General features: G+C 69.5%; 17 protein-coding genes. 12 read left to right on the top strand and 5 right to left on the bottom strand.

Annotated features, from left to right (window positions below; genetic code table 11):
* The first annotated feature begins 23 nt into the window (after positions 1–23).
* From ACIPRD_RS23820 to ACIPRD_RS23810, 3 genes are all read left to right on the top strand, one after another.
* Positions 24–599, top strand: a complete 576-nt coding sequence (locus tag ACIPRD_RS23820; protein ID WP_356404437.1) for an FABP family protein — start codon at positions 24–26, stop codon at positions 597–599.
* Positions 600–670: 71 nt separating this feature from the next.
* Positions 671–1,108, top strand: a complete 438-nt coding sequence (locus ACIPRD_RS23815; protein WP_356404439.1) for a transcriptional repressor — start codon at positions 671–673, stop codon at positions 1,106–1,108.
* 10 nt (positions 1,109–1,118) lie between these two features.
* Positions 1,119–2,084, top strand: coding sequence for a folate-binding protein (locus tag ACIPRD_RS23810; RefSeq protein ID WP_356404441.1), 966 nt, complete (start codon positions 1,119–1,121; stop codon positions 2,082–2,084).
* A gap of 358 nt (positions 2,085–2,442) precedes the next feature.
* On the opposite strand, the gene dtd is transcribed toward ACIPRD_RS23810, so the two are convergent.
* Positions 2,443–2,868 carry a D-aminoacyl-tRNA deacylase gene (dtd, locus tag ACIPRD_RS23805; RefSeq protein ID WP_356404443.1) on the bottom strand — a complete coding sequence of 142 codons (426 nt, stop codon included), beginning with the start codon at positions 2,866–2,868 and terminating at the stop codon, positions 2,443–2,445.
* A gap of 159 nt (positions 2,869–3,027) precedes the next feature.
* Here dtd and ACIPRD_RS23800 point away from each other — a divergent pair, with 159 nt between their 5' ends.
* The 7 genes from ACIPRD_RS23800 (at position 3,028) to ACIPRD_RS23770 (ending at position 11,127) form a co-directional block, all read left to right on the top strand.
* Positions 3,028–3,663 (top strand): aerial mycelium formation protein, encoded by a 636-nt coding sequence (locus ACIPRD_RS23800; protein WP_356404445.1) that lies wholly within the window; start codon positions 3,028–3,030, stop codon positions 3,661–3,663.
* A 65-nt stretch (positions 3,664–3,728) separates the two neighbouring features.
* Positions 3,729–4,967 carry a GNAT family N-acetyltransferase gene (locus ACIPRD_RS23795; protein WP_401565736.1) on the top strand — a complete coding sequence of 413 codons (1,239 nt, stop codon included), beginning with the start codon at positions 3,729–3,731 and terminating at the stop codon, positions 4,965–4,967.
* A 372-nt stretch (positions 4,968–5,339) separates the two neighbouring features.
* Positions 5,340–6,248, top strand: a complete 909-nt coding sequence (locus tag ACIPRD_RS23790; protein ID WP_401565734.1) for a GntR family transcriptional regulator — start codon at positions 5,340–5,342, stop codon at positions 6,246–6,248.
* Between the two features lie 159 nt (positions 6,249–6,407).
* Complete coding sequence (locus ACIPRD_RS23785) at positions 6,408–7,289, top strand: winged helix-turn-helix domain-containing protein (protein WP_356404847.1); 882 nt, start codon at positions 6,408–6,410, stop codon at positions 7,287–7,289.
* Positions 7,289–8,008: an HAD-IA family hydrolase gene (locus ACIPRD_RS23780; RefSeq protein ID WP_356404452.1), complete on the top strand. Its 720-nt coding sequence runs from the start codon at positions 7,289–7,291 to the stop codon at positions 8,006–8,008. The genes ACIPRD_RS23785 and ACIPRD_RS23780 overlap by 1 nt, the downstream gene beginning before the upstream one ends.
* A gap of 219 nt (positions 8,009–8,227) precedes the next feature.
* On the top strand, positions 8,228–10,516 hold the full coding sequence (locus tag ACIPRD_RS23775; protein WP_401565731.1) for a phosphotransferase: 2,289 nt from the start codon (positions 8,228–8,230) through the stop codon (positions 10,514–10,516).
* 122 nt (positions 10,517–10,638) lie between these two features.
* Positions 10,639–11,127 (top strand): HAD domain-containing protein, encoded by a 489-nt coding sequence (locus ACIPRD_RS23770; RefSeq protein ID WP_401565729.1) that lies wholly within the window; start codon positions 10,639–10,641, stop codon positions 11,125–11,127.
* Between the two features lie 201 nt (positions 11,128–11,328).
* Here the strand turns inward: ACIPRD_RS23770 and ACIPRD_RS23765 are convergent, their stop codons facing one another.
* Complete coding sequence (locus tag ACIPRD_RS23765) at positions 11,329–12,396, bottom strand: RNA polymerase sigma-70 factor (RefSeq protein ID WP_356404458.1); 1,068 nt, start codon at positions 12,394–12,396, stop codon at positions 11,329–11,331.
* 269 nt (positions 12,397–12,665) lie between these two features.
* Here ACIPRD_RS23765 and ACIPRD_RS23760 point away from each other — a divergent pair, with 269 nt between their 5' ends.
* Complete coding sequence (locus ACIPRD_RS23760) at positions 12,666–13,544, top strand: peptidase S1 (RefSeq protein WP_356404460.1); 879 nt, start codon at positions 12,666–12,668, stop codon at positions 13,542–13,544.
* An 865-nt stretch (positions 13,545–14,409) separates the two neighbouring features.
* Here the strand turns inward: ACIPRD_RS23760 and ACIPRD_RS23755 are convergent.
* Both ACIPRD_RS23755 and ACIPRD_RS23750 read right to left on the bottom strand, forming a co-directional pair.
* The gene (locus tag ACIPRD_RS23755) at positions 14,410–15,522 is read right to left on the bottom strand and encodes a DUF262 domain-containing protein (protein ID WP_401565726.1); all 1,113 of its coding nucleotides are present in this window, start codon (positions 15,520–15,522) and stop codon (positions 14,410–14,412) included.
* Positions 15,515–16,114, bottom strand: a complete 600-nt coding sequence (locus ACIPRD_RS23750) for a hypothetical protein (RefSeq protein WP_388512221.1) — start codon at positions 16,112–16,114, stop codon at positions 15,515–15,517. Before ACIPRD_RS23750 ends, ACIPRD_RS23755 begins: the two co-directional genes overlap by 8 nt.
* A gap of 722 nt (positions 16,115–16,836) precedes the next feature.
* Between ACIPRD_RS23750 and ACIPRD_RS23745 the strand changes: the two genes are divergently transcribed.
* Positions 16,837–18,168, top strand: a complete 1,332-nt coding sequence (locus ACIPRD_RS23745; RefSeq protein WP_401565723.1) for a hypothetical protein — start codon at positions 16,837–16,839, stop codon at positions 18,166–18,168.
* A 128-nt stretch (positions 18,169–18,296) separates the two neighbouring features.
* On the opposite strand, the gene ACIPRD_RS23740 is transcribed toward ACIPRD_RS23745, so the two are convergent.
* The gene (locus ACIPRD_RS23740) at positions 18,297–19,277 is read right to left on the bottom strand and encodes a TniQ family protein (protein WP_401565720.1); all 981 of its coding nucleotides are present in this window, start codon (positions 19,275–19,277) and stop codon (positions 18,297–18,299) included.
* Position 19,278 lies beyond the last annotated feature (1 nt).

The raw sequence follows: 19,278 nt of genomic DNA, 5'->3' as shown, positions 1-19,278 counted from the left end.
GAACCGACCAGGAACGGCCGCTCATGATCGAGATCCCGTCAGACCTGCACAAGGACCTCGTCCCCCTCGCCTTTCTGCTGGGCAACTGGGCGGGCGCGGGCGTCCACGACTTCCCCGGCTCGGAGAAGTGCAACTTCGGTCAGGAGGTCAGCTTCAGCCACGACGGCCGTGACTTCCTCCAGTACGCCTCCCAGACCTGGGTCCTCGACAACGACGGCAACAAGGTCCGTCCGCTGGAGTCGGAAGCCGGTTTCTGGCGCATCGACGCGAACCGCAAGGTCACGGTGACGATGACCCGCGACGACGGCGTGGTCGAGATCTGGTACGGCGAGATGGCGGACAAGAAGCCGCAGATCGACCTCGTCACGGACGCGGTGGCGCGTACGCCGGACTCCCCGCCCTACAGCGGCGGCAAGCGTCTGTACGGCTACGTCAAGAGCGACCTGATGTGGGTCGGCGAGAAGCAGACCCCCGAGGTCGAGCTGCGCCCCTACATGTCCGCCCAGCTCAAGAAGGTCGTCACCCCGGAGGACGTCGAGCGCTGGGCCAAGGCCCTCCCCGACGACATGCCCGACGACGGCATCGCCTTCTTCAAGTAGGCCTGTCCGGGCCCGTCCCCGGCAGGTCCGCTTCCAGGGAGTCCGGAGCTCATTGGCTCTAGACTTCGAGTGTGGTGAGCACCGACTGGAAGAGCGACCTCAGGCAGCGCGGCTACCGGCTGACGCCGCAGCGGCAACTCGTGCTCGAAGCCGTGGACACCCTGGAGCACGCGACCCCCGACGACATTCTCTGCGAAGTGCGCAGGACCGCGTCGGGGGTCAACATCTCCACCGTCTACCGCACGCTGGAGCTGCTGGAGGAACTGGGCCTGGTCAGCCACGCCCACCTCGGGCACGGCGCGCCCACCTACCACCTCGCCGACCGCCACCACCATCTGCACCTGGTGTGCCGCGACTGCGAGAACGTCATCGAGGCGGACGTGGCCGTGGCCGCCGATTTCACGGCCAAGCTGCGCGCGCAGTTCGGGTTCGACACCGACATGAAGCACTTCGCGATCTTCGGCCGCTGCCAGGACTGCTCCCGGAAGAGTGCGACCGGCACGTCGTAGGCTTGCGCGTATGAAGAGCCCCCTGCTGTCCCTGCCCGGCGCCGTCCCCGCCGAGGGTGTGGACGAAGGCGTCGCCGCCCACTACGGCGACCTGTTCCGCGAGCAGCGCGCCCTCGCCGAGGGAGCCGGTTTCGTCGACCTCTCGCACCGCGGTGTCCTCGCGGTCACCGGTGAGGACCGGCTGAGCTGGCTGCATCTGCTGCTCACCCAGCACGTCAGCCAACTGCCCCCGGGTGAGGCGACCGAGGCGCTGATCCTGTCCGCGAACGGACACATCGAGCACGCGCTGTACCTCGTGGACGACGGCACCACCGTCTGGGCCCACGTGGAGCCCGGCACCCGGGAGGCGCTGCTGGCGTACCTGGAGTCGATGAAGTTCTTCTACCGCGTCGAGGTCGCCGACCGCACGGACGACTTCGCCGTGGTGCACCTGCCGGCCGGCTCGATCGCCGAGGTGTCCGAGGGCGTGGTCGTGCGCGAGACGCCGTACGGCCGGGATGTGTTCCTGCCGCGGGCGGACCTGGAGGACTTCGCGGCCGCGCACGGGCCGGCGGCCGGTCTGCTGGCCCATGAGGCGCTGCGTGTCGAGCAGCACCGGCCGCGTCTCGGCTTCGAGACCGATCACCGCACCATTCCGCACGAGCTGGGCTGGATCGGCAGCGCCGTGCATCTGCAGAAGGGGTGCTACCGGGGGCAGGAGACGGTCGCCCGGGTCCAGAACCTCGGCAAGCCGCCGCGCAGGCTGGTCTTCCTGCACCTGGACGGCAGCGATGTGCATCTGCCGGCGCCGGGCACCGAGATCAGGGTCGCCGAGGACGGTCCCGACGGGCGGAAGATCGGGTTCGTGACGACGTCCGTGCGGCATCACGAGCTGGGGCCGATCGCGCTCGCGCTGGTGAAGCGGAACGTGCCTGTCTCTGCGAGGCTTCTGGCCGGGGATACGGCTGCTGCGCAGGAGGTCGTGGTCGAGCCGTAGTCCCTGCGGGGGCTTGGCGGTCGGGCTCCGGGTGGTTCGTGGGGTGCGGGTGCGTCGTGGCTGGTCGCGCAGTTCCCCGCGCCCCTGGGTGGGGTCTGGCGCCCGGTGCTTGTGTGGCGCCGGGCGCTTTCGTGTATGGGGCTCCGGGTGGTTCGTGGGGTGCGGGTGCGTTGTGGCCGGTCGCGCAGTTCCCCGCGCCCCTGGGTGGGGTCTGGCGCCCGGTGCTTGTGTGGCGCCGGGCGCTTTCGTGTGCGGGGCTTCGGGTGGTTCGTGGGGTGCGGGTGCGTTGTGGCCGGTCGCGCAGTTCCCCGCGCCCCTGGGTGGGGGCGGTGCCCGGTGTTCGAGTGGCGCCGGGGGGCTAGATCTCCAGTAGGACCGTGAAGGGGCCGTCGTTCGTGAGGGAGACGCGCATCTGGGCGCCGAAGCGGCCCGTCGCGACCGTCGCGCCCAGGGCGCGCAGCTGGGCGACGACCTCGTCGACCAGGGGCTCGGCGACATCGCCGGGCGCCGCCGCGTTCCAGGTGGGCCGGCGCCCCTTGCGCGCGTCGCCGTACAGGGTGAACTGGCTGATGACGAGCAGCGGCGCGTCGAGGTCGCTGCACGACCTCTCGTCCTGCAGCATCCGCACCGACCAGAGTTTGCGGGCCAGTTGGGCCGCCTTCTCCTTGGTGTCCTCATGGGTCACCCCGACGAGGACGCACAGCCCCTCGCCCTCGATCGCGCCGACCGTCTCGCCGTCCACGACGACACTCGCGCCGTCCACTCTCTGCACCACCGCTCGCATGGGACCCATCATGCCGGGCGGACCGCGCGTCCTCACGGCGGGCCCATTAATGATCCTTAAGCCCCTATCTGGGCCGTTCGGGGGCACTCGGTCACATAGCGGCCACTTGGGGTGGCACGATGCTTCCCACATGCCGGGCGAGGGGACGGTCAGGAGCAGATGAGCACACCGAGTACCCGTGGGTGGCTGGGGACGCGCCGGCCGCCCGCGCAGCGCGCCGAGGGCCTGTCCGGCCCGGCGGCGCCCGCGGAGCCCGCCCCGGACCCGGCGGGCGGGGGCTGCCTCCCGCCACCCGGCCTGGCCCCGCTGAGCCTGCCCGAGCTGCGCTCTCTGCGCCGCGACGCCCAGCGCGACGAGGCCGACCTCAGCTATGTGCGGCGTCTGCTCCAGGGGCGGATCGACATCCTGCGCGCGGAGCTGGCCCGGCGCGGGCGGGCGACCGTACCGGCTCCCGCGCCGGCCCCCGCGGACGCGTCCGTGGTGGCGCGGCTGGCGGAGATCCTGACCGACGGCCCGGCCCGGCACCGTTCCTCGGCCCGGCACGTCACGCTCGGCACCCCGCACAACGAGGAGTTCGGGCGGCTGGCCGCGGAGATGCTCGCCGAGGTCGAGCTGTCGGACCTGCAGGCGCGCACCGACTCCGAACTCACCGCCGCCATGGGGCGCCTGGTCCGCTACGAGCAGGAGATCTCCGGGCGCAGGCAGGGCCTGCAGCGCACCGCCGACGACTGCAGCGGGGAGATCGCCCGGCGGTACCGGGTGGGCGAGGCGCAGGTGGACGACCTGCTGACCTGACGCGGCCGGCCCCGGAGCGGGAAAAGCGCGGGACGCCCGCCGCGCCGCGCCTCTACCGTGGCCCCATGACCGACGTACGGGCTGTCACCGAGGACGATTTCGAGGACTGGCAGCGCGCGCTGCGCACCGGTTTCCTGCGGGAGCCGGTGCTGACCGCCGAGGAACGGGCGGCCGGACGACGGCAGTTCGTGCCCGGCCGGCTGCTCGGTGCCTTCGACGGCGGCCGCTGCGTGGCGACCTTCCGCTCCTTCGCCCAGGAGGTCACCGCGGTGGGCGGCGCGTTCGTGGCCGCGGACGCCGTCTCGAACGTCACCGTCTCGCCCACCCACCGCCGCCGCGGGCTGCTCACGCAGATGATGGGCCGGGATCTGGCGGCGGCCAGGGAGCGCGGTGACGTGGTCGCCACGCTGATCGCCGCCGAGTACCCGATCTACGGCCGGTACGGCTTCGGTCCGGCGACCTGGACGCGCGAGTGGACCGTCGAGGTCACCCGCTCCGGTCTCGACCCGCGCTGGTCCGGCCCCGCCGGCGGCGGCCGGATCGGCCTCGTGGACGGCGCGGACGTCCGAAAGCTCGGTCCGGAGCTGCACGAGCGGGTCCGCCGCGAGCGGCCCGGCATGGTGAGCCGCGGCGAGCTGTGGTGGGAGACCGAGACCGGCGTCGTGCGCTTCTCCAGCGAGTGGACCGAACCGTTCTACGCCGTATACCGCGCGCCCACCGGCGAGGTCGAGGGCCTGGTGTCGTACGAGACCGGGGGCGACTGGCAGGGCAAGCAGCCGTGTGTCACCGCGGAGGTGAACTGGCTGCTCGCCGCGACCCCGGCGGCCGAGGACGCGCTGTGGCGCTTCCTGTGCTCGATCGACTGGGTCACGAAGGTCAGGAGCGGCCGGCGCGGCCCCGGTGACCTGCTGCCGTTCCTGCTGCCCGACCCGCGCGCGGCCCGGATCACCGAGCACGCCGACTGGCTGTGGGTGCGGATCCTGGACGTCGCGGGGGCCCTGGAGGCGCGGACGTACGAGGGGTCGGGGTCGGTGGTGCTGGAGGTCGTGGACGAGGCCGGGTTCGCCGCGGGCCGGTACCGGCTGGAGGTGTCCCCGCAAGGGTCGTCCTGCACCCCGGCGGGCGGTGCGGCCCCCGATCTCACCCTGCCGGTGAACCAGTTGGCGGAGGTATGGCTCGGAGACGGGTCCCTGGCGCGCGGGGCCGCGCTCGGCCGGGTCCAGGAAGAGCGAGAGGGCGCCGCCCGGAAGGCCGACGCCCTGCTGCGCACGTCCGGGCGGCCGTGGTGCCCCGACGTCTTCTGACCGCTCCTCCCTGCTGCTCGCCGTGTGCCCGGCGTCCTCCGGTGGTCCGGTCCGCCGGGTCCCGCTGAACTGTTCTTCCGTAGCGTGCTGTTCGGTTGTTCTGCCGTGTCTTCAGTTGTGGCTGTGCGCTGCCGGTGTTCGGTTGTGGCTGTGCGGGATGTTCAGTTGTGGCTGTGCGCTGCCGGTGGCCGTCCCCTGCCCGGGCTCCCGGCTCCCCTCCGGAAGGGAGCCCGGTCGGCCAACCACTGGGAAGCTCGACCATGTCGACCAAGTTGGCTACCAACTTCACTCCTCTTATCTCCGCCTGGAAGCGGCTCATAACCACCTTTCCCCGAACTGCCCCAAGATGGCGGGAAGTTGTACTGTTTCAGGGTGGACCCGGAACACGCCTCCGCCAATGGGCGGAAGAGCTCACAGCGGCCACGTACGTCACACCGTGAAGTGGCCGACGTTCTGCGCACCCGGATCACCTCAGGCGTGCTCCGGCCCGGCCAGCGCCTGCCCACCCAGGCCGAGCTGGCCGACGAGTTCGGTGTGGAGCGGGCGGCCGTACGGCAGGCGCTGAGCATCCTGCGGTCGGAGCGGCTGCTCGCCGACGTGTCCCGAGGCAGGCCCGCCACCGTGGCGCCCGGGTCCGGCCCGGACCGGGACGGCGGCGGGCCCGCGGCGCCCCCGCGGCCGACCATGGTGGGCCTCGCGCCCCGCGTCGCCGACGCCTTCGCCGCGCCCCATGTGGAGATCGACGCCCTCTGTCTGACCTCCGTCTCCCTCACGCTGGCGGTCGGCGAGCCGCTGCGGCAGATCCACGCGGGCCTGCTGAAACCGGCCAAGATCGACGTTCGGCTGCTGCTGCCCGGCCGCAACATCGAGCTGGCCTTCCCGGCCCCGGCCGGCGTGCCCGACGGAGGTCTGCTGCACCGCAGCTGGCTCGCCCAGCGCAACGCCCAGGGGCAGGTGCTGCGCAACAACCTGCTGGCCCTGCGCACCACGCACGGCATCGACGTGCACGTCTCCTTCCGCGCGTTGCCCTTCACCCCGCCGGTCAAGCTGTACCTGCTCAACCGGGCCGAGGCGCTGTTCGCGTACTACACGCTGACCCGGCGCGAGCGGGAGATCGAGCACGAGCACCTGACCCTGTACGACTCCGACGGCACGCGCTCGATGCTGTTCGGCTTCGGGCAGGGCGCGGGGCGGCGGGACAGCACCTTCGTGGAACAGTCGCGGCTGTGGTTCGACGCGCTGTGGGGGACGATCAGCTCGGAGCTGGTGCTGACGCCGTGACCCACGGTGGCGCGGTGCGGCGAGGACGCGGCAAGTCCCCCGCCCGGTGAGCCAACTCGACGACGCCGGCGACCAACTCGGCTGCGTTTCGCTTCACTTGGTTGCCAGCTGCGGACAACTTTCGAACAACTCCCCTGAGATGGACCCAGGTTGTAACGTCTGGTTGTGACCCAGGAGAACGTGGCAGTGAACGACAGAAGGCTCACGCACCGGGAGATCGCCGACATCCTGCGGGAGCGGATCCGCACCGGCGACCTCAGGGCGGGCGACCGGCTGCCCACCCAGGCCGAGCTGGCCGAGCACTTCGGCGTCGAACGCGGAGCCGTACGCCAGGCCCTGCGCGCGCTCCAGGACGACGGGCTGCTCAGCGACGTCAGCAAGGGCAGCCCGCCGCGGGTCGCCGAGCCGGCTCCCGCGCTCGACGAGCCCCAGCCCACCATGGTGGCCCTCGCCCCCCGGCTGACCGAGGCGTTCTCCGCGCCGCGCGTCAGCATCGACGCCGTGTGCCTGACCGCGCAGAGCCTGATACCCGCGCTCGGGGAGCCGCTGCGCCTCATCCACGAGGGCCGGGTCCGTCCCGAGCGGATCGACGTCCGCATACTCCTGCCGTCCCGGGACATCGACCTCGCCTTCCCGGTCTCGGTCGACGCGCGGGGCGAGGACGACGACCCGGTGCACCGGCGCTGGCTGGCGATGCGCAACGCCCAGGGGCAGGTCCTGCAGTACAACCTCCAGGCCCTGCGCGCCACCCACGACATCGACGTGCACGTCACCTTCCGCGCGCTGCCCTTCACCCCGCCGGCGAAGCTGTACCTGCTCAACGGCGTCGAGGCGCTGTACGCGTACTACATGGTCACGCGCCGGGAGGAACCCACGGACAGCGGCGGCACGCTGGAGATGTACGACACCCTGGGTTCCGAGTCCCTCCTGTTCTCCTTCGAGAGACGGGCCGGACGCCGGGACACCGCGTTCGTGGAGCAGTCCCAGAAGTGGTTCGACGCCCTCTGGGAAACCATCACCACGGACCTGACACTCTCCTAGTGACTTCTGAGACGAAGACTGACACCACGCGGCGGCTGCGGGAACTGACGGGCGACGCACGGGTGATCCTCTGGGACTTCGACGGTCCGATCTGCCGGCTGTTCGCCGGCCACTCCGCGGAGCGGGTCGCGGCCCGGCTGGTGGAGTGGCTGGAGGGACGGGGCCTGCACGGCCTGCTCACCGAGGCCGAGCGGGACTCCCTCGACCCGCACGTCGTCCTGCGCGCCGTCGACCGGCGCCACCCGGGCAGCGATCTCGTGGCCGAGCTGGAGGAACGCCTGACCCAGGAGGAACTGCGCGCCGCGTCCTCCGCGATGCCCACCGTCTGGGCCGACCCCCTGATCCGCACCTGGCGGGCGGTGGGCGCCCGGCTCGCCGTCACGACGAACAACTCGCCCCGCGTGGTGCGCGCCTACCTGGACCACCGGGGCCTGACCGGCTGCTTCGCCCCCCACATCTACGGCCGCACCGCCGACCTCAGCCACCTCAAGCCCGACCCCCACTGCCTCAACCGGGCCCTCCAGGCCACGGGGGCGGCCCCCGCGGCCGCCCTGATGATCGGTGACACCCCCTCGGACTGCGCGGCCGCCCACCGCGCCGGTGTCCCCTTCCTCGGCTTCGCGCGCAACGAACGCAAGGCCAAGCTGCTGCGCGAGGCCGGCGCCGGGGACGTGATCGGATCCCTCGAACCCCTGCTCCACGTGTTGCGCGGCAGGTGAACGGCGGCCCGTCCGATAGCATCCGCGGCATCGGCCGAGCCACCGCTCGGACGCGTAGGCACGGGACGGCGAACGAGCCGTACCGGCGACCGGGTACATCTGTGCGGCCGGCCATCCGTTGGGATCACTTCACGTGGCGCCGCCCACCGCTCACGCATAACGTTCACCCCACCCTTCCCCTCTGCGCGTTCCCCGCGCGGTCGAACCACGGAGCCGCCAGTGGGCGCACCACCCGTCCCCCGCGCGGTCTTCGGGGGGCTCGCCGGCCGTGCCCGGCCGCAGGCCGTCTGGCGGTCGTTCGCGGAACTGGCCGTGCGGAAGGGGGAGCGGCGCAGGGGGTACCACCACGACAACCACGTGCTCGCGCTGACCGAGCCGGTGGCGCGCCTGGCCGGCCGGGAGCCGGGAACACCGGTGAACGTGCGGGTGCCGCGGCGGGACGTGCTGCCCGTGGTGGTCCGCACCTGGCCGGACGAGGCCGGCATCCTGCGCGCCCTCCAGGGCTTCCTCGCCAACGTCCCCGCATGCCTGGCCGAGGGCGACGGTTTCGCCGTCCTCAGCCATGTGGAGGGCGTGGCGCTCTCCAGCGTCTGCGCCGACGGCAAGCCCGTGGACGACCTGCTGATAGGGGCACTGGGGGATCTGCTCGCGGAGAACGCCCAGGTGCGCGGGTCCGCGCTGCCGCCCCTGCCCTCCTCGTGGCCCCGCGACCACACCGACAGCCGGGGCTTCCTGCGGACGCTGGCCCGGCTCGCCGACCAGCGGATCCGGCAGCCCAACTGGGCCTGCTTCGGGGGGCTGTTCACCGCGTTCGGCATTCCCGAGGACGCCCTGCTCCAGTTCGCCGGACGCGTTCCCGCGATGTCCCGGCGGCCGTACAGCCTGCTCCACACCGACCTGCACCGCGACAACCTGATCATGTCCACGGAGGAGGGCCGCCCGCCGCTGGTCCGCGTCGACTGGGAACTCGCCACCTACGGCGACCCGCTGCACGACCTCGCCACGCACCTGGTGCGCATGCGCTACCCCGACCACCAGTGGGACGCGGTCGTCCAGGCCTGGGCCCGCGCGATGCGTGCCGTGCGGCCGGCGGCCGTGGGCGGCTCGGCCAGGGACCTGCGGCACTACGTGGCCTTCGAGCGGGCGCAGTCGGTGTACCCCGACGTGATGCGGGCCGCCCGGTCGCTGGAGAAACGCTTCGACCCGGAGCGCCTGGCGGCCGCGACGGCACGGGTGCGGGGCGCCCTCGAAGCGGCCGCGGAGCCGCTGCTGCTGTCCCGCGTACCGGAGGAGCGGGAGATCGAGCGGGCCCTGGTCCGCTGGGCCTCCGCACGGCCCGGCGGACCGGTCCGGCCGGGCTCCGGCGCCGTTCCCGTCAGCCCGGGACACCCCCCGGCGGAGCGCGCGATCGACTGGACTCCGGACCCGCGCGTCCCGGAGCACCCCGACTTCCCGTACACGGCCGTCGGCGCGGCCCTGCTCCGGGAGGGCGCGGCCCCGGCCGACCGGGTGTTCCGGGGCACCGCGCACCTCAACTCGGTGCTGCGGGTGCCGGGCGTCCCCTTCGCCGTGGTGGTGCGCCGCAGGAGCCCGGGGGTCACCCGGCGCGAGCGCAGTTTCCTCAGCGAGCACGCGGTGCTCACGGCGATCGAGGCGTCCCGGGTGGCGGTGGCCGCGCCCCGGATCCTGGCCCTCGGGGAGAGCCACCCGTACGGGAGTTCCGGCCCCCGGACCGCCTCGGACGACGTGTTCGCCGTCCACACCTACGAGGGCGCGCACGACATCGGCCGCGGGCCCGACCACCCGGTCGACGGCCTGCGCCCGCACGAGGCGGACGCCCTGGCCGCCCAGCTGGCCGCGCTGACCGAGGTCGACTCCTGCCAGGTCGACCCCCTCGCCGGCCGCCCCGAGTTCTACGGCTGGCTCAGCGAGCAGCTGGTCGCCCTGGTCGGAGGCCTGCCCAAGGAGTCCCAGCAGCTCGCCCGTTTCCTCGGCCTGCCCGACGCCCCCCGGCTGCGCGAGATCCTCGCCCGGCACCGGGTCACCCCCCGCGCCGAGGCCCTGCTGCACGGCGACCTCAACCCCTGGAACCTGGTGCGCCGCGACGACGCGCTCGCGCTCACCCTGATCGACTGGGAGATGGCCCTGGTCGGCGACCCCCTCTACGACCTGGTCCGGCACATGCACCTCACCCCGACCCGGCCGGAGATCCGGGACCGCATGTTCCGCCGCTGGGAGAGCCGGCTGCCCGAGCGGTACACGAGGAACTGGCGCCAGGACTGGCGCGTGTACCGGTGGATCGAGATCGTCCGGTCCGCGTACGTCGACCTCGACCGGCTGGTCACCGGGGCGAGCCTGGACGCCCCCAACGTGCGCCGCGCGCTGGACTCGTACGCCATGACCCTCGCGGCCGCCACCGCCTCGCTCGGCCTCGCGGCGCCGCGCCGGGCGAACCCGCATCTGGAACGGGCACTGGCCCGCATGATCCGTTCGGGCGGCACGGCTTAGCGTGGGGCGGTACGGCACAGGGCGGTCCGGGATGGCGTCACGGCGCGGGGCGGTACCCGCGCGGGGCGTATTGGTCGGGTGGGGTGGGCCGGGACGGGCGGTATGGCGGATCCTGTGAGGTGATGCTGCTCTTCCTCGACGTCGACGGCCCGCTCATCCCCTTCGGGGCGGACCGCGCGTATCCGGTGTACGGCCACGGTGTCGCCGCGGTGCGGGACTGTGCCGAGAGCGTCCTGCTGAACCGGGTCGACCCGGCGCTGGGGCGGCGGCTCGCGGCGCTGGGCTGCGAACTGGTGTGGGCCACCACGTGGATGGAGGACGCCAACGACTGCCTGGCCCCGTGGCTGGGGCTCCCGCCGCTGCCGGTCGTGCAGTGGCCGGACGAGGACGAGCCGCCGGGCCTGCTGCACTGGAAGACCCGGCCGCTGGTGGCCTGGGCGGCCGGGCGCCCCTTCATCTGGGTCGACGACGAGATCACCGAGGCCGACCGCGCCTGGGTCGCCGTCCACCACCGGGGCCCGGCCCTGCTGCACCGCGTCGACCACCGCCACGGCCTGGCGGAGGCCGACTTCACGGCCCTGCGGGCCTGGCTGGCCGCGCAGCCCGGTTGAGACCCGGCGGAGCCCCGGACGGCCTCGCCGCCCGGAGCGACGGCACGCGCCGGCATCGGTCCGCCGACGGGCCACCGCCGGGACCGGTCCCGCGGTGACGGCATGCGCCGGCATCGGTTCGCCGACGGGCCACCGCCGGGGCCGGCCCCGCGGCGCGCGCGCCTTCCCGCAGGCGCGGGGGAGCGGAGCCGGGCCGGGTCGTCATACGGTCCGCGGCGGGCGGGCCCTGCTCGCCTCGCGGGTGATGGCCCAGGCGTCCGCCACCGGGCCCAGGTGCCCGAGCTTGTCGGGGTTGAGGACGGAGCGGATCGTCCGGATGCGGCCGTCGAGGAACTCCAGCGACCAGGTCGCGATGACCTTGCCGTCCCGGTCGCGCAGGACCGCGCCCGGCCGTCCGTTCACCTCGTGCGGCTCCACCGCCGCGCCGATCCCGGTCAGCGCGGTGGTCATCGTGGCGAGCATCCGGGCCACCCGCTCGGCGCCCCGCACGCCTCCTGGCAGCTGCGGGGCCTTGCCGCCGCCGTCGCCGAGCAGATGGACGTCGGCGGCGAGGAGTTCGCGCAGTCCGTCGACGTCCCCCTCCTTGAAGGCGTCGAAGAAGCGCCCGGCGAGTTCCGCGCGTTCCCTGCGGTCGGCCTCGAAGCGGGGCCGGCCCTCGTCCATGTGCCGCCGCGCCCGCACCGCGAGCTGGCGGCAGGCCGCCTCCGAACGGCCGACGGCCGCCGCGACCTGGGGGAAGCCGAAGCCGAAGACCTCGCGCAGCACGAAGACCGCGCGCTCCAGCGGGGTCAGCCGTTCGAGCAGGAGGAGCGCCGCCATCGACAGGGAGTCGGCGAGCTCGGCGGAGCGCTCGGGGTCCTCGTAGGGGTCGGCGAGCAGCGGCTCGGGGAACCAGGGACCGGTGTACCGCTCCCGGCGGACGCGGGCGGAGCGCAGGACGTCGATGGATATCCGGGTGACCACGGCGGAGAGGAAGGCCTTCGCCGACCTGGGCCGTGTGGCGGAGCCGGCCCAGCGCAGCCAGGTCTCCTGGACCGCGTCCTCGGCCTCGCCGACGCTGCCGAGGATGCGGTAGGCGATCGAGAACAGCATCGGCCGCAGCTCCTCGAACTCCCCGGGCTCCCGCGGCTCCCGGAGGTTTCCGGCCGCCCCGGCCCCGGCCGCCCCGTCGGTTCCGCCGGTGCCGGCCTCCTCGTCCGCGCCGACAGCCCCCGCCCCGACCCGCCCGGCCGTCCCGTACGCCGTCGCGTCCGCCCCGTGCTCCCGCATGACCCTCGCCTTCCCGCCGCCGTGACGCCTCTGGCCGTGACGCCTCTCACCCCTGATGACGGCAGAGCGCCCTCTTCCGTGACATCCCCCGCCGACGAGCCCCGCCCGCGGGGCCGCGGGCCCCTCCGATGGCGGCTACGGCGTCGGCCATCGCGGTGATACCGGGCGGGACGCGCGGCGGGAGACGCGTGAGAGGGGCGGAACGAGGTCGACTGGCGTCGCCAGTCCCCACACTCTGTGCACGGGAGAGAAAAGTGAAGAAAAGGGTTATGCCGTTCCTCGCGGTCGTGGCGGCGGGTGCCGCGGTGGCCGGCGCGGCGGCGACGGGTGCGGTCGCGGCTCCCGCCACGGTCTCCGGTGACGGCGGCGACCGGATCGGGATCGTCAAGGGCACCGGTGACGCCTTCGCCAAGGCGGGCCCCCTCAACGCGCTGTGGACCAGCGAGGCCGAGCACATCAAGCAGATCGTGCTGTCGGGCCGCCGCATCGGCGTGCTGAGGGACGACGGCAACGCCTACGTGAAGGACGGCGCGCTGGACGCCCCCTGGAGGTGGCAGGCCGACCACGTCAAGCAGATCGCCCTCGACGGTGAGCGGTTCGGCATCGTCAAGGGCACCGGGACCGCCTACGTCAAGGTCGGCCGCCTGGACGCCCCGTGGAAGGGCCAGGCGATCGACGTCAAGACGCTGGAGCTGTCCAGGAACCGGATCGGCATCGTCAAGGGCAACGGCGTCGCCTACGTCAAGGAGGGCGGTCTCGACGCCCCGTGGCAGCTCCAGGCCGGTGAGGCCGTCGACATCGACCTCAACGGCAACCGCGTCGGCATCCTGAAGGGCGACGGCAACGCCTATGTGAAGGAGGGCTCGCTGGACGCCGCCTGGAAGTGGCAGGCCGACCATGTTTTGCAGCTGGAGCTCTCGGGCAGCCGCATCGGTGTACTGAAGGACGACGGCGTCCTTTACGCCAAGCAGGGCGGTCTTTCCGCCCTGTGGCACCGGCAGGCCGACCACACCATCCAGTTCGCCCTCTCCGGCACCCGCGTCGCCTACCTCGCCGACACCGGCGTGGCGTACGCCAAGCAGGGCGGCGTGAGCACCACCCAGTGGCTCCGCGAGGCCGACCGGGTCACCGAGATCGCCCTGTCCTGACGGCCGGTCACTCCCGTGCGGGGCGCCGGCGTCCTTCCGACGAGGCCCGGCGCTCCCGCCGCGGGCGGCCCGGCCCCCTGCCGGTGGCGGGCCCCTGCCGGGAGGCGGCTGTCCGTTCCCAGAAGAAGTGAGCAGACGGGCCTGTTCTGATAAGGGAGTTGTCACCTTTGGTGGGACGGTTTCAGGCCGGGGCGTCCCAGCGAAGTTGTCGGGACGACTCTGATCTCCTGTTGCGCTTTCAGGAGCCCCGCGCATTGTGGTATTTGGCGGCGGCCGTGACTTGGCCCAGTTCAGTTCTCCTGGGACGGCAGTGTCGTTCCCGCGCGGCGCCCGAAAGAAGAAGGGCAGACGTGGTGCGTCGTGCTCGGTCAGATCCAGCGCGACGCCAGGCCACTCGAAGGGCGTGCGTGCGGGCTGGCAACGGATGGGAGCTTTGGGACCTTCATGCCAAGCGCCATTCTTGCCTCTCTACCTGACCGACCGCAGTTTCTGAACTGGCCCCGATGCGCGATGGAGACAGGTGTTGGCCAACCGTAGGCGGGTACGTGGATTGGCCCCAGCGGCTCGTCACCGATGTGATCGACGACAACGGTGTCCGACTGGTCCCCTCAGGCAGGCACAGGCAGTCCAAGGTCACAGAGCGTAGAGAACTCGGTGATCACGGATGTCCGTGCCTGCTCTGCAGTGGGCCCGCCCGACGCGACGTCAGGAACCGGGCATCAGCCGAATACGCCGAAGCCATATTGCACCTGTGGCGGGGTGAAAGATTAGACGAAGGCGGTCTTCATGCCCGACGAATTCCCGTCCGAGTGATCCAATTCAGGCATCGTTCGAGATCGAGACCTAAAGAATAAGCCTATGTTGGTCAGCTCTGCAGCTTCATTGTAAGAACAAACGTCAGCTGCTGGGAGCGGACTCGGCGTGAGCCCAGGTCGGACGAGTTCCGAATACCCGAAGTGTACTCTTCGACGGCATTTTCGACTTGCTCGGTCGTCATGTTGGTCATGGCTGCAAGAGATGCCAAGAGGCCAGCAGTTTCATCGCTACCGGCATTGCGCTTCCTGTCTGAGACTGCGCGCTGGAACAGATCCAGAAGGTCCCTAATCTGTTTTTTCTGGTCCGGGTCGGCGTTGCCTAGTTCCCTGCGCAGTCCCCAGGCGACATGTAGAAGCGTGAACATGTCGACGATGTTCGACCACCTGGTTCGGCCAACCCACTTTACGGTACTGCTGAGGAGCGTCAGTAGTTCTAGAAATTCCCCTGAACGGCCCTGGTAGTCTTCGAAATCTGCGGAAATCTTGTCGTAGCGTTCGTTAAGTTCGGTCTTTTTGTTGGATAGCCCGAAGATGCAGGTGCCGAAGACCTCGGCGTAGAACTCCAAATCGCCCCCTCGTTTACGTCGCTCACCACTGAAGACGCCTGATTCTGTGCTTAGCTGATGAGCCGCGCAATCTTTGAGGAAGTCGTTGAACGGGCCAGGTAGCAAAGCGTTTCTGAGCTCTTGTTCCGTCAGTACCATGTTGACCCTGTTGACGCGTGCGAAAACTGCGCGTACAAACTCGTCGGCAAGGTTGGATAGGCGCCGAATCGGGAATCGGTATTGGAAGAACTCTTGACGCACGTCGTCGGGTAGCTCTTTGAAGAGCTTCCCCTCGAAATTCTCGCGTAGCCTCTCGTCCTCCAGACCGTCCAGAGGGAACTTGTTTTTCAGAAAATCAAGCAAGGAGGTGAGTCGCTGCTGACCGTCGACAACGGAAGCGGTCTGCTCCCCTTCCGGCGATGTCTCGTACGCGAGGTAGATCTCCGGGATCGGATACCCGAGGAGGATGGTCTCCATCAAGGACACCTTGGCGCGTTCGGGCCAAACGGCCTGGCGCTGGTACTCAGGCTGGAGGATTAGCTCGCCGGACTTGTCCAGCGACCGGAACTCCGCCACCGTTTTCGACTCGATCTCGAACTTGAGTCCGTGATCAGCCATGGTGTACGCCCTCCTCGATAGCGCGATCGCGCGCGATGTTCACACTTTTTACCTGATAGCTTCTGAGCGATCTGTGATTCCGGTACAGGCGGTAATTGACCTCGCAGTTCCTGAAGGCGCCACCGAGATCCTGGATGAAGAGATCTCTGGACCGTGACCACTGCTCGCCGAAGGACAGCCGCGGCAGCACGATGTCTAGGGCGATGCACTCCTCGAAAACCAGCTTGCGCAGGTAGTTCTTCTTCTGAGAGAAGAGCTCATCCTCTATGATTTCTCGGAGCTCAGCCCATGCCCTGTCGAACAACTCTGGTGAGATCACCGCGATGTCCAAGTCCGAGTCTTCCTGGAACTTCCTAAAGTTCTTCCTCGGGTTTATGGAGTAGCCCAGACGTGCGCTGCCGACTAGCTGGACGGCCATCGGGTCCACGCCCAGCTCGGTTGCAACCAGATGTCGCCATTTGATGTAGTTGATTTCTTGAGGCCATACCGCGGGCGTTCCGTCGAACAGTCGGGCGGTCACAAAGTAGTCAACTTCCTGCCCCAGAGAACTGAACTCCTTCCAGAATTCGGGTAGCCCTGAAACATCGTCCATCGTGTCCCCTCGGCGAGCGTCGAGCTGAGCATGCACGTGCTGCAGCCGTTCCATCTGCGCCGCACTGGGTGAAAGTGATGAAGCCGGAACCACCACCTCGGCCGTGCGGTCACCATGCGACGTCTCAGCAATCGTCCGAAGATCCTAGCGCGTTTCATCACCCCAGAGGTCTGATCGGTTCTGGCTGTCCCCGTCGCCCGCCGCCCCGCAGGTGGAGACCTGTCCAACCTGCTTCCAGCCGTTGTTGGGCACAATCGCCGACCTGGGAGGACCGTCGTCGCCAGCGACGCCATGCAGACCCAGCGCGAGCACACCGACCCTCTTCGGCCAGGCTGCCCACTAAATTATGATCATCAAGGGCCACCTGAAGAAGCTGCATCCACGATTCACTGGATCAAGGTCACCACCGTGGACAGCCTCCTCTTTCCTCACAGCCCACCAGGCCGTTCAGATTAAGTACCGGCGCACCGAACGAACGACCGGCGAGACCACCGTCAAGACGGTCTACGCCGTCACCAGCCTGGACGATCGAAGCCCTGTGCCACGTCCGCGGCACCGGCTTCGTCGGGGACTCCTCTCAGCTGCGGACCGGCAACGGGCCCTGCGCGATGGCCACCTGGCGCAACCTCGCCATCGGGACACTCCGGGCAGTCGAAGCAAGTCCTTTGAGGATTGCTTCAAATTCTCGGCGCGGTCGGGCACTGCATCACTACCGTGGCTGTATGGCCACGACGAGCACGCCCGCAGCCGGCCGACCACTCGCGCCTGTCTATCCATACAACGAACCGAGCCAGGCTGTCCTTCTGTACGACGGCCCGATCAGCGGGCTAGGAGAAACTGACCTTCCTGGCCGCGTCGAGTTGATCTGTTCAAACGGCCTCAGCTTTGAGTGGAAGATGGGAGAAGGGGCATCGCCAGCCTTCGCGAACCGCGACGAGGTTGCCCTGACTCTCCATCGTCCGATGGGCGACATGATCATGCCTGGAGTGTCGCGGAACACTGGCGGAGGATGGTCGAACGGGGCCTCGTTCGGGAACCCCGGGGCTCCATTGAGTCGACTCGTCGTTCATTGGTTCAACTTGCCAAATTGGCATGGCCCGCTAGGGCTGGTGGCGAAGACGGCCGGCGGAGAGCAGGAGTGGTCAGGCCGTTGGGTGCATCAAACGAGCGGCTGGAAGATCACGTTTGATGTTCGTCCTGATCACCAGAGGGTTTGGCGCGATCTGCACCAGACTGATGTGTACGTGATGACGCACGTAATGGAGGTGTGTCGTACCGACGGCTCGCACTTTACAGCCGACGAGGTGGATCCCGTGCTGACAGCGATGCACGTCGGGGTCTCGTTCGCGCTCGGCCGATGGGCCGCTCCCATGCTGTCAGTCGGCGAGGACAGCGGCGGTTGCGTGGCGTGGGAGCAGTGGGGAGCTGCTCACTGTGACCCGGCGCGCGGGAGCAGTGATGGTTGGTGGTACGACCAAGATCACCAGTCGCTCGGCGACTTCTTGAGCCTTGTGATTGACGCCTTTGCTGACCCTGACCGACTGGTGCCGCTGCGCTTTCAGATGATGTACGCCATCTCCGCCATGCGGAGCCGTGACTTCGTCGAGCCTCGGATCATCATGGGTACAGCTGGCCTGGAACACCTCATGTGGGAGAGCCTTGTCCTCAACGGCGTTCTGGCCAAGCAGCAGTACAAACAGCGCCCGGCGCATGAGTTGCTACGCAAGGTGCTGCTGAGTGCCCAAATCCCTGTCGACATCAACCCTCATCTCCTGCCGGCGGCCGCACAGTACGCCGCGGATGTAAAGAGGGATGAGAACAAGGACATCGACGGGGCTGACATCGTGACCTGGGTCAGGAATCGACTGGTGCATCCGCAAGAATCGCAGGAGCCGGTTTACCGATTGGATGGCTTGACGAGGGATGCGTGGCTTCTCGCTCGCCATTACCTAGTGCTGCTGATTCTGAACTCGCTGAGATATAACGGCAGTTATAGGGACCTCACGCGCATCCGCGGCTGGGTGGGCGACGTGGCTGAGGTGCCCTGGGCCTGATCAGCCTGATATCGGCGTTCGCGTAAGGCGCTCCGTGCGGCGAGATAGCCGGGAGGCGTTGGGGGCTCGGCTTGCGCAGGTAGTCTGCCAGGCCGATTGAGGCTTGCCCGACGTTTGTGGCGAGTTCGTCAGTTCTGCTGGAACTCATCGCGAAGGGCTTCGTGGTCCTCCGGGGACATCACCAGCATCAGCGACCTTCCCAATGAGTCGGTCCAGCGGAAGAGGGCGTCGTTGAAGAAGGTGCGTGAGTGGCGATTCTCGCGGAGAGAGGGGACGTTGAGCCGGTGCTCGGCTTCTGCGTAGGCAGCGTCGATCGTGCGCCGGTGCTGGCTGAGGTTCACCCATCGGCGAGGCGCCCGTCGTGCTCGCCAAGCAGGGTCGGCCACCATGCCGAGCATGGCGACGAACTCCGGGTAGGTGGCGATGTACTCCCGCTCGTCGACGCGTTGCCTGATGATGTTCTCGTAGGCGGCCTCCTTGGGAGGGAGCTGAGCAAGACGGTCGTTCCAGCGTGAGAGCAGATGGGGCTGCTTCTTGTTCAGAAGCCAGGACCGGACCATGTGCTGCGCTTCCTTTGTGGCTGCTTCCAGGGTGTCGGGGAAGCGGCGGGCGATTCGCCGATGCCGGTGTTGAGCGGTGACAAGTTCTGGCAGGTGGCCGACACAGTATTGGCGGTTGCCGTCGAGCCAGATGCCGTGCCGATGGCAGAGCTGGAGGTCGGCGGGGCGATGCGCGAGGACTGGTCCGGTGATTCCACGGCGGTGCATGCAGTGTGAGCACGCGACGTAGAGACGCCGCCGGTAGCGGATCACCTCGCCTTGGGTACGCGCCTCAATCCGGGAGATCGCTGGCAGCAGCATCCGAAGGGTCTCGGGAGCGAGACCCGTTAGGAGTGCCAGCCGCGGCAGAACCATCGGAGTCCAGCGCCACAACGTGTCCGTCCGCCTGCCGATCAGCGCGTTCTTGAACGGCGTCAGGGTTTTTGCCAGTTGGCCCGACGTCACGTGGTTGGCGGCGGCGAGGCGGTGCAAATACCAGCCGAAGACCTCCCCGTGGACAGGCGGCAGAGGAAGTGGCAGGAGCCGGACCGGGGCTTCCCAGGGTTCCATC

It is taken from the genome of Streptomyces sp. NPDC090108, from assembly GCF_044747185.1.
Classification (GTDB): domain Bacteria; phylum Actinomycetota; class Actinomycetes; order Streptomycetales; family Streptomycetaceae; genus Streptomyces.
The sequence above is the reverse complement of the archived record's forward strand: the minus strand, read 5'-3'. Positions and strand labels throughout refer to the sequence as shown.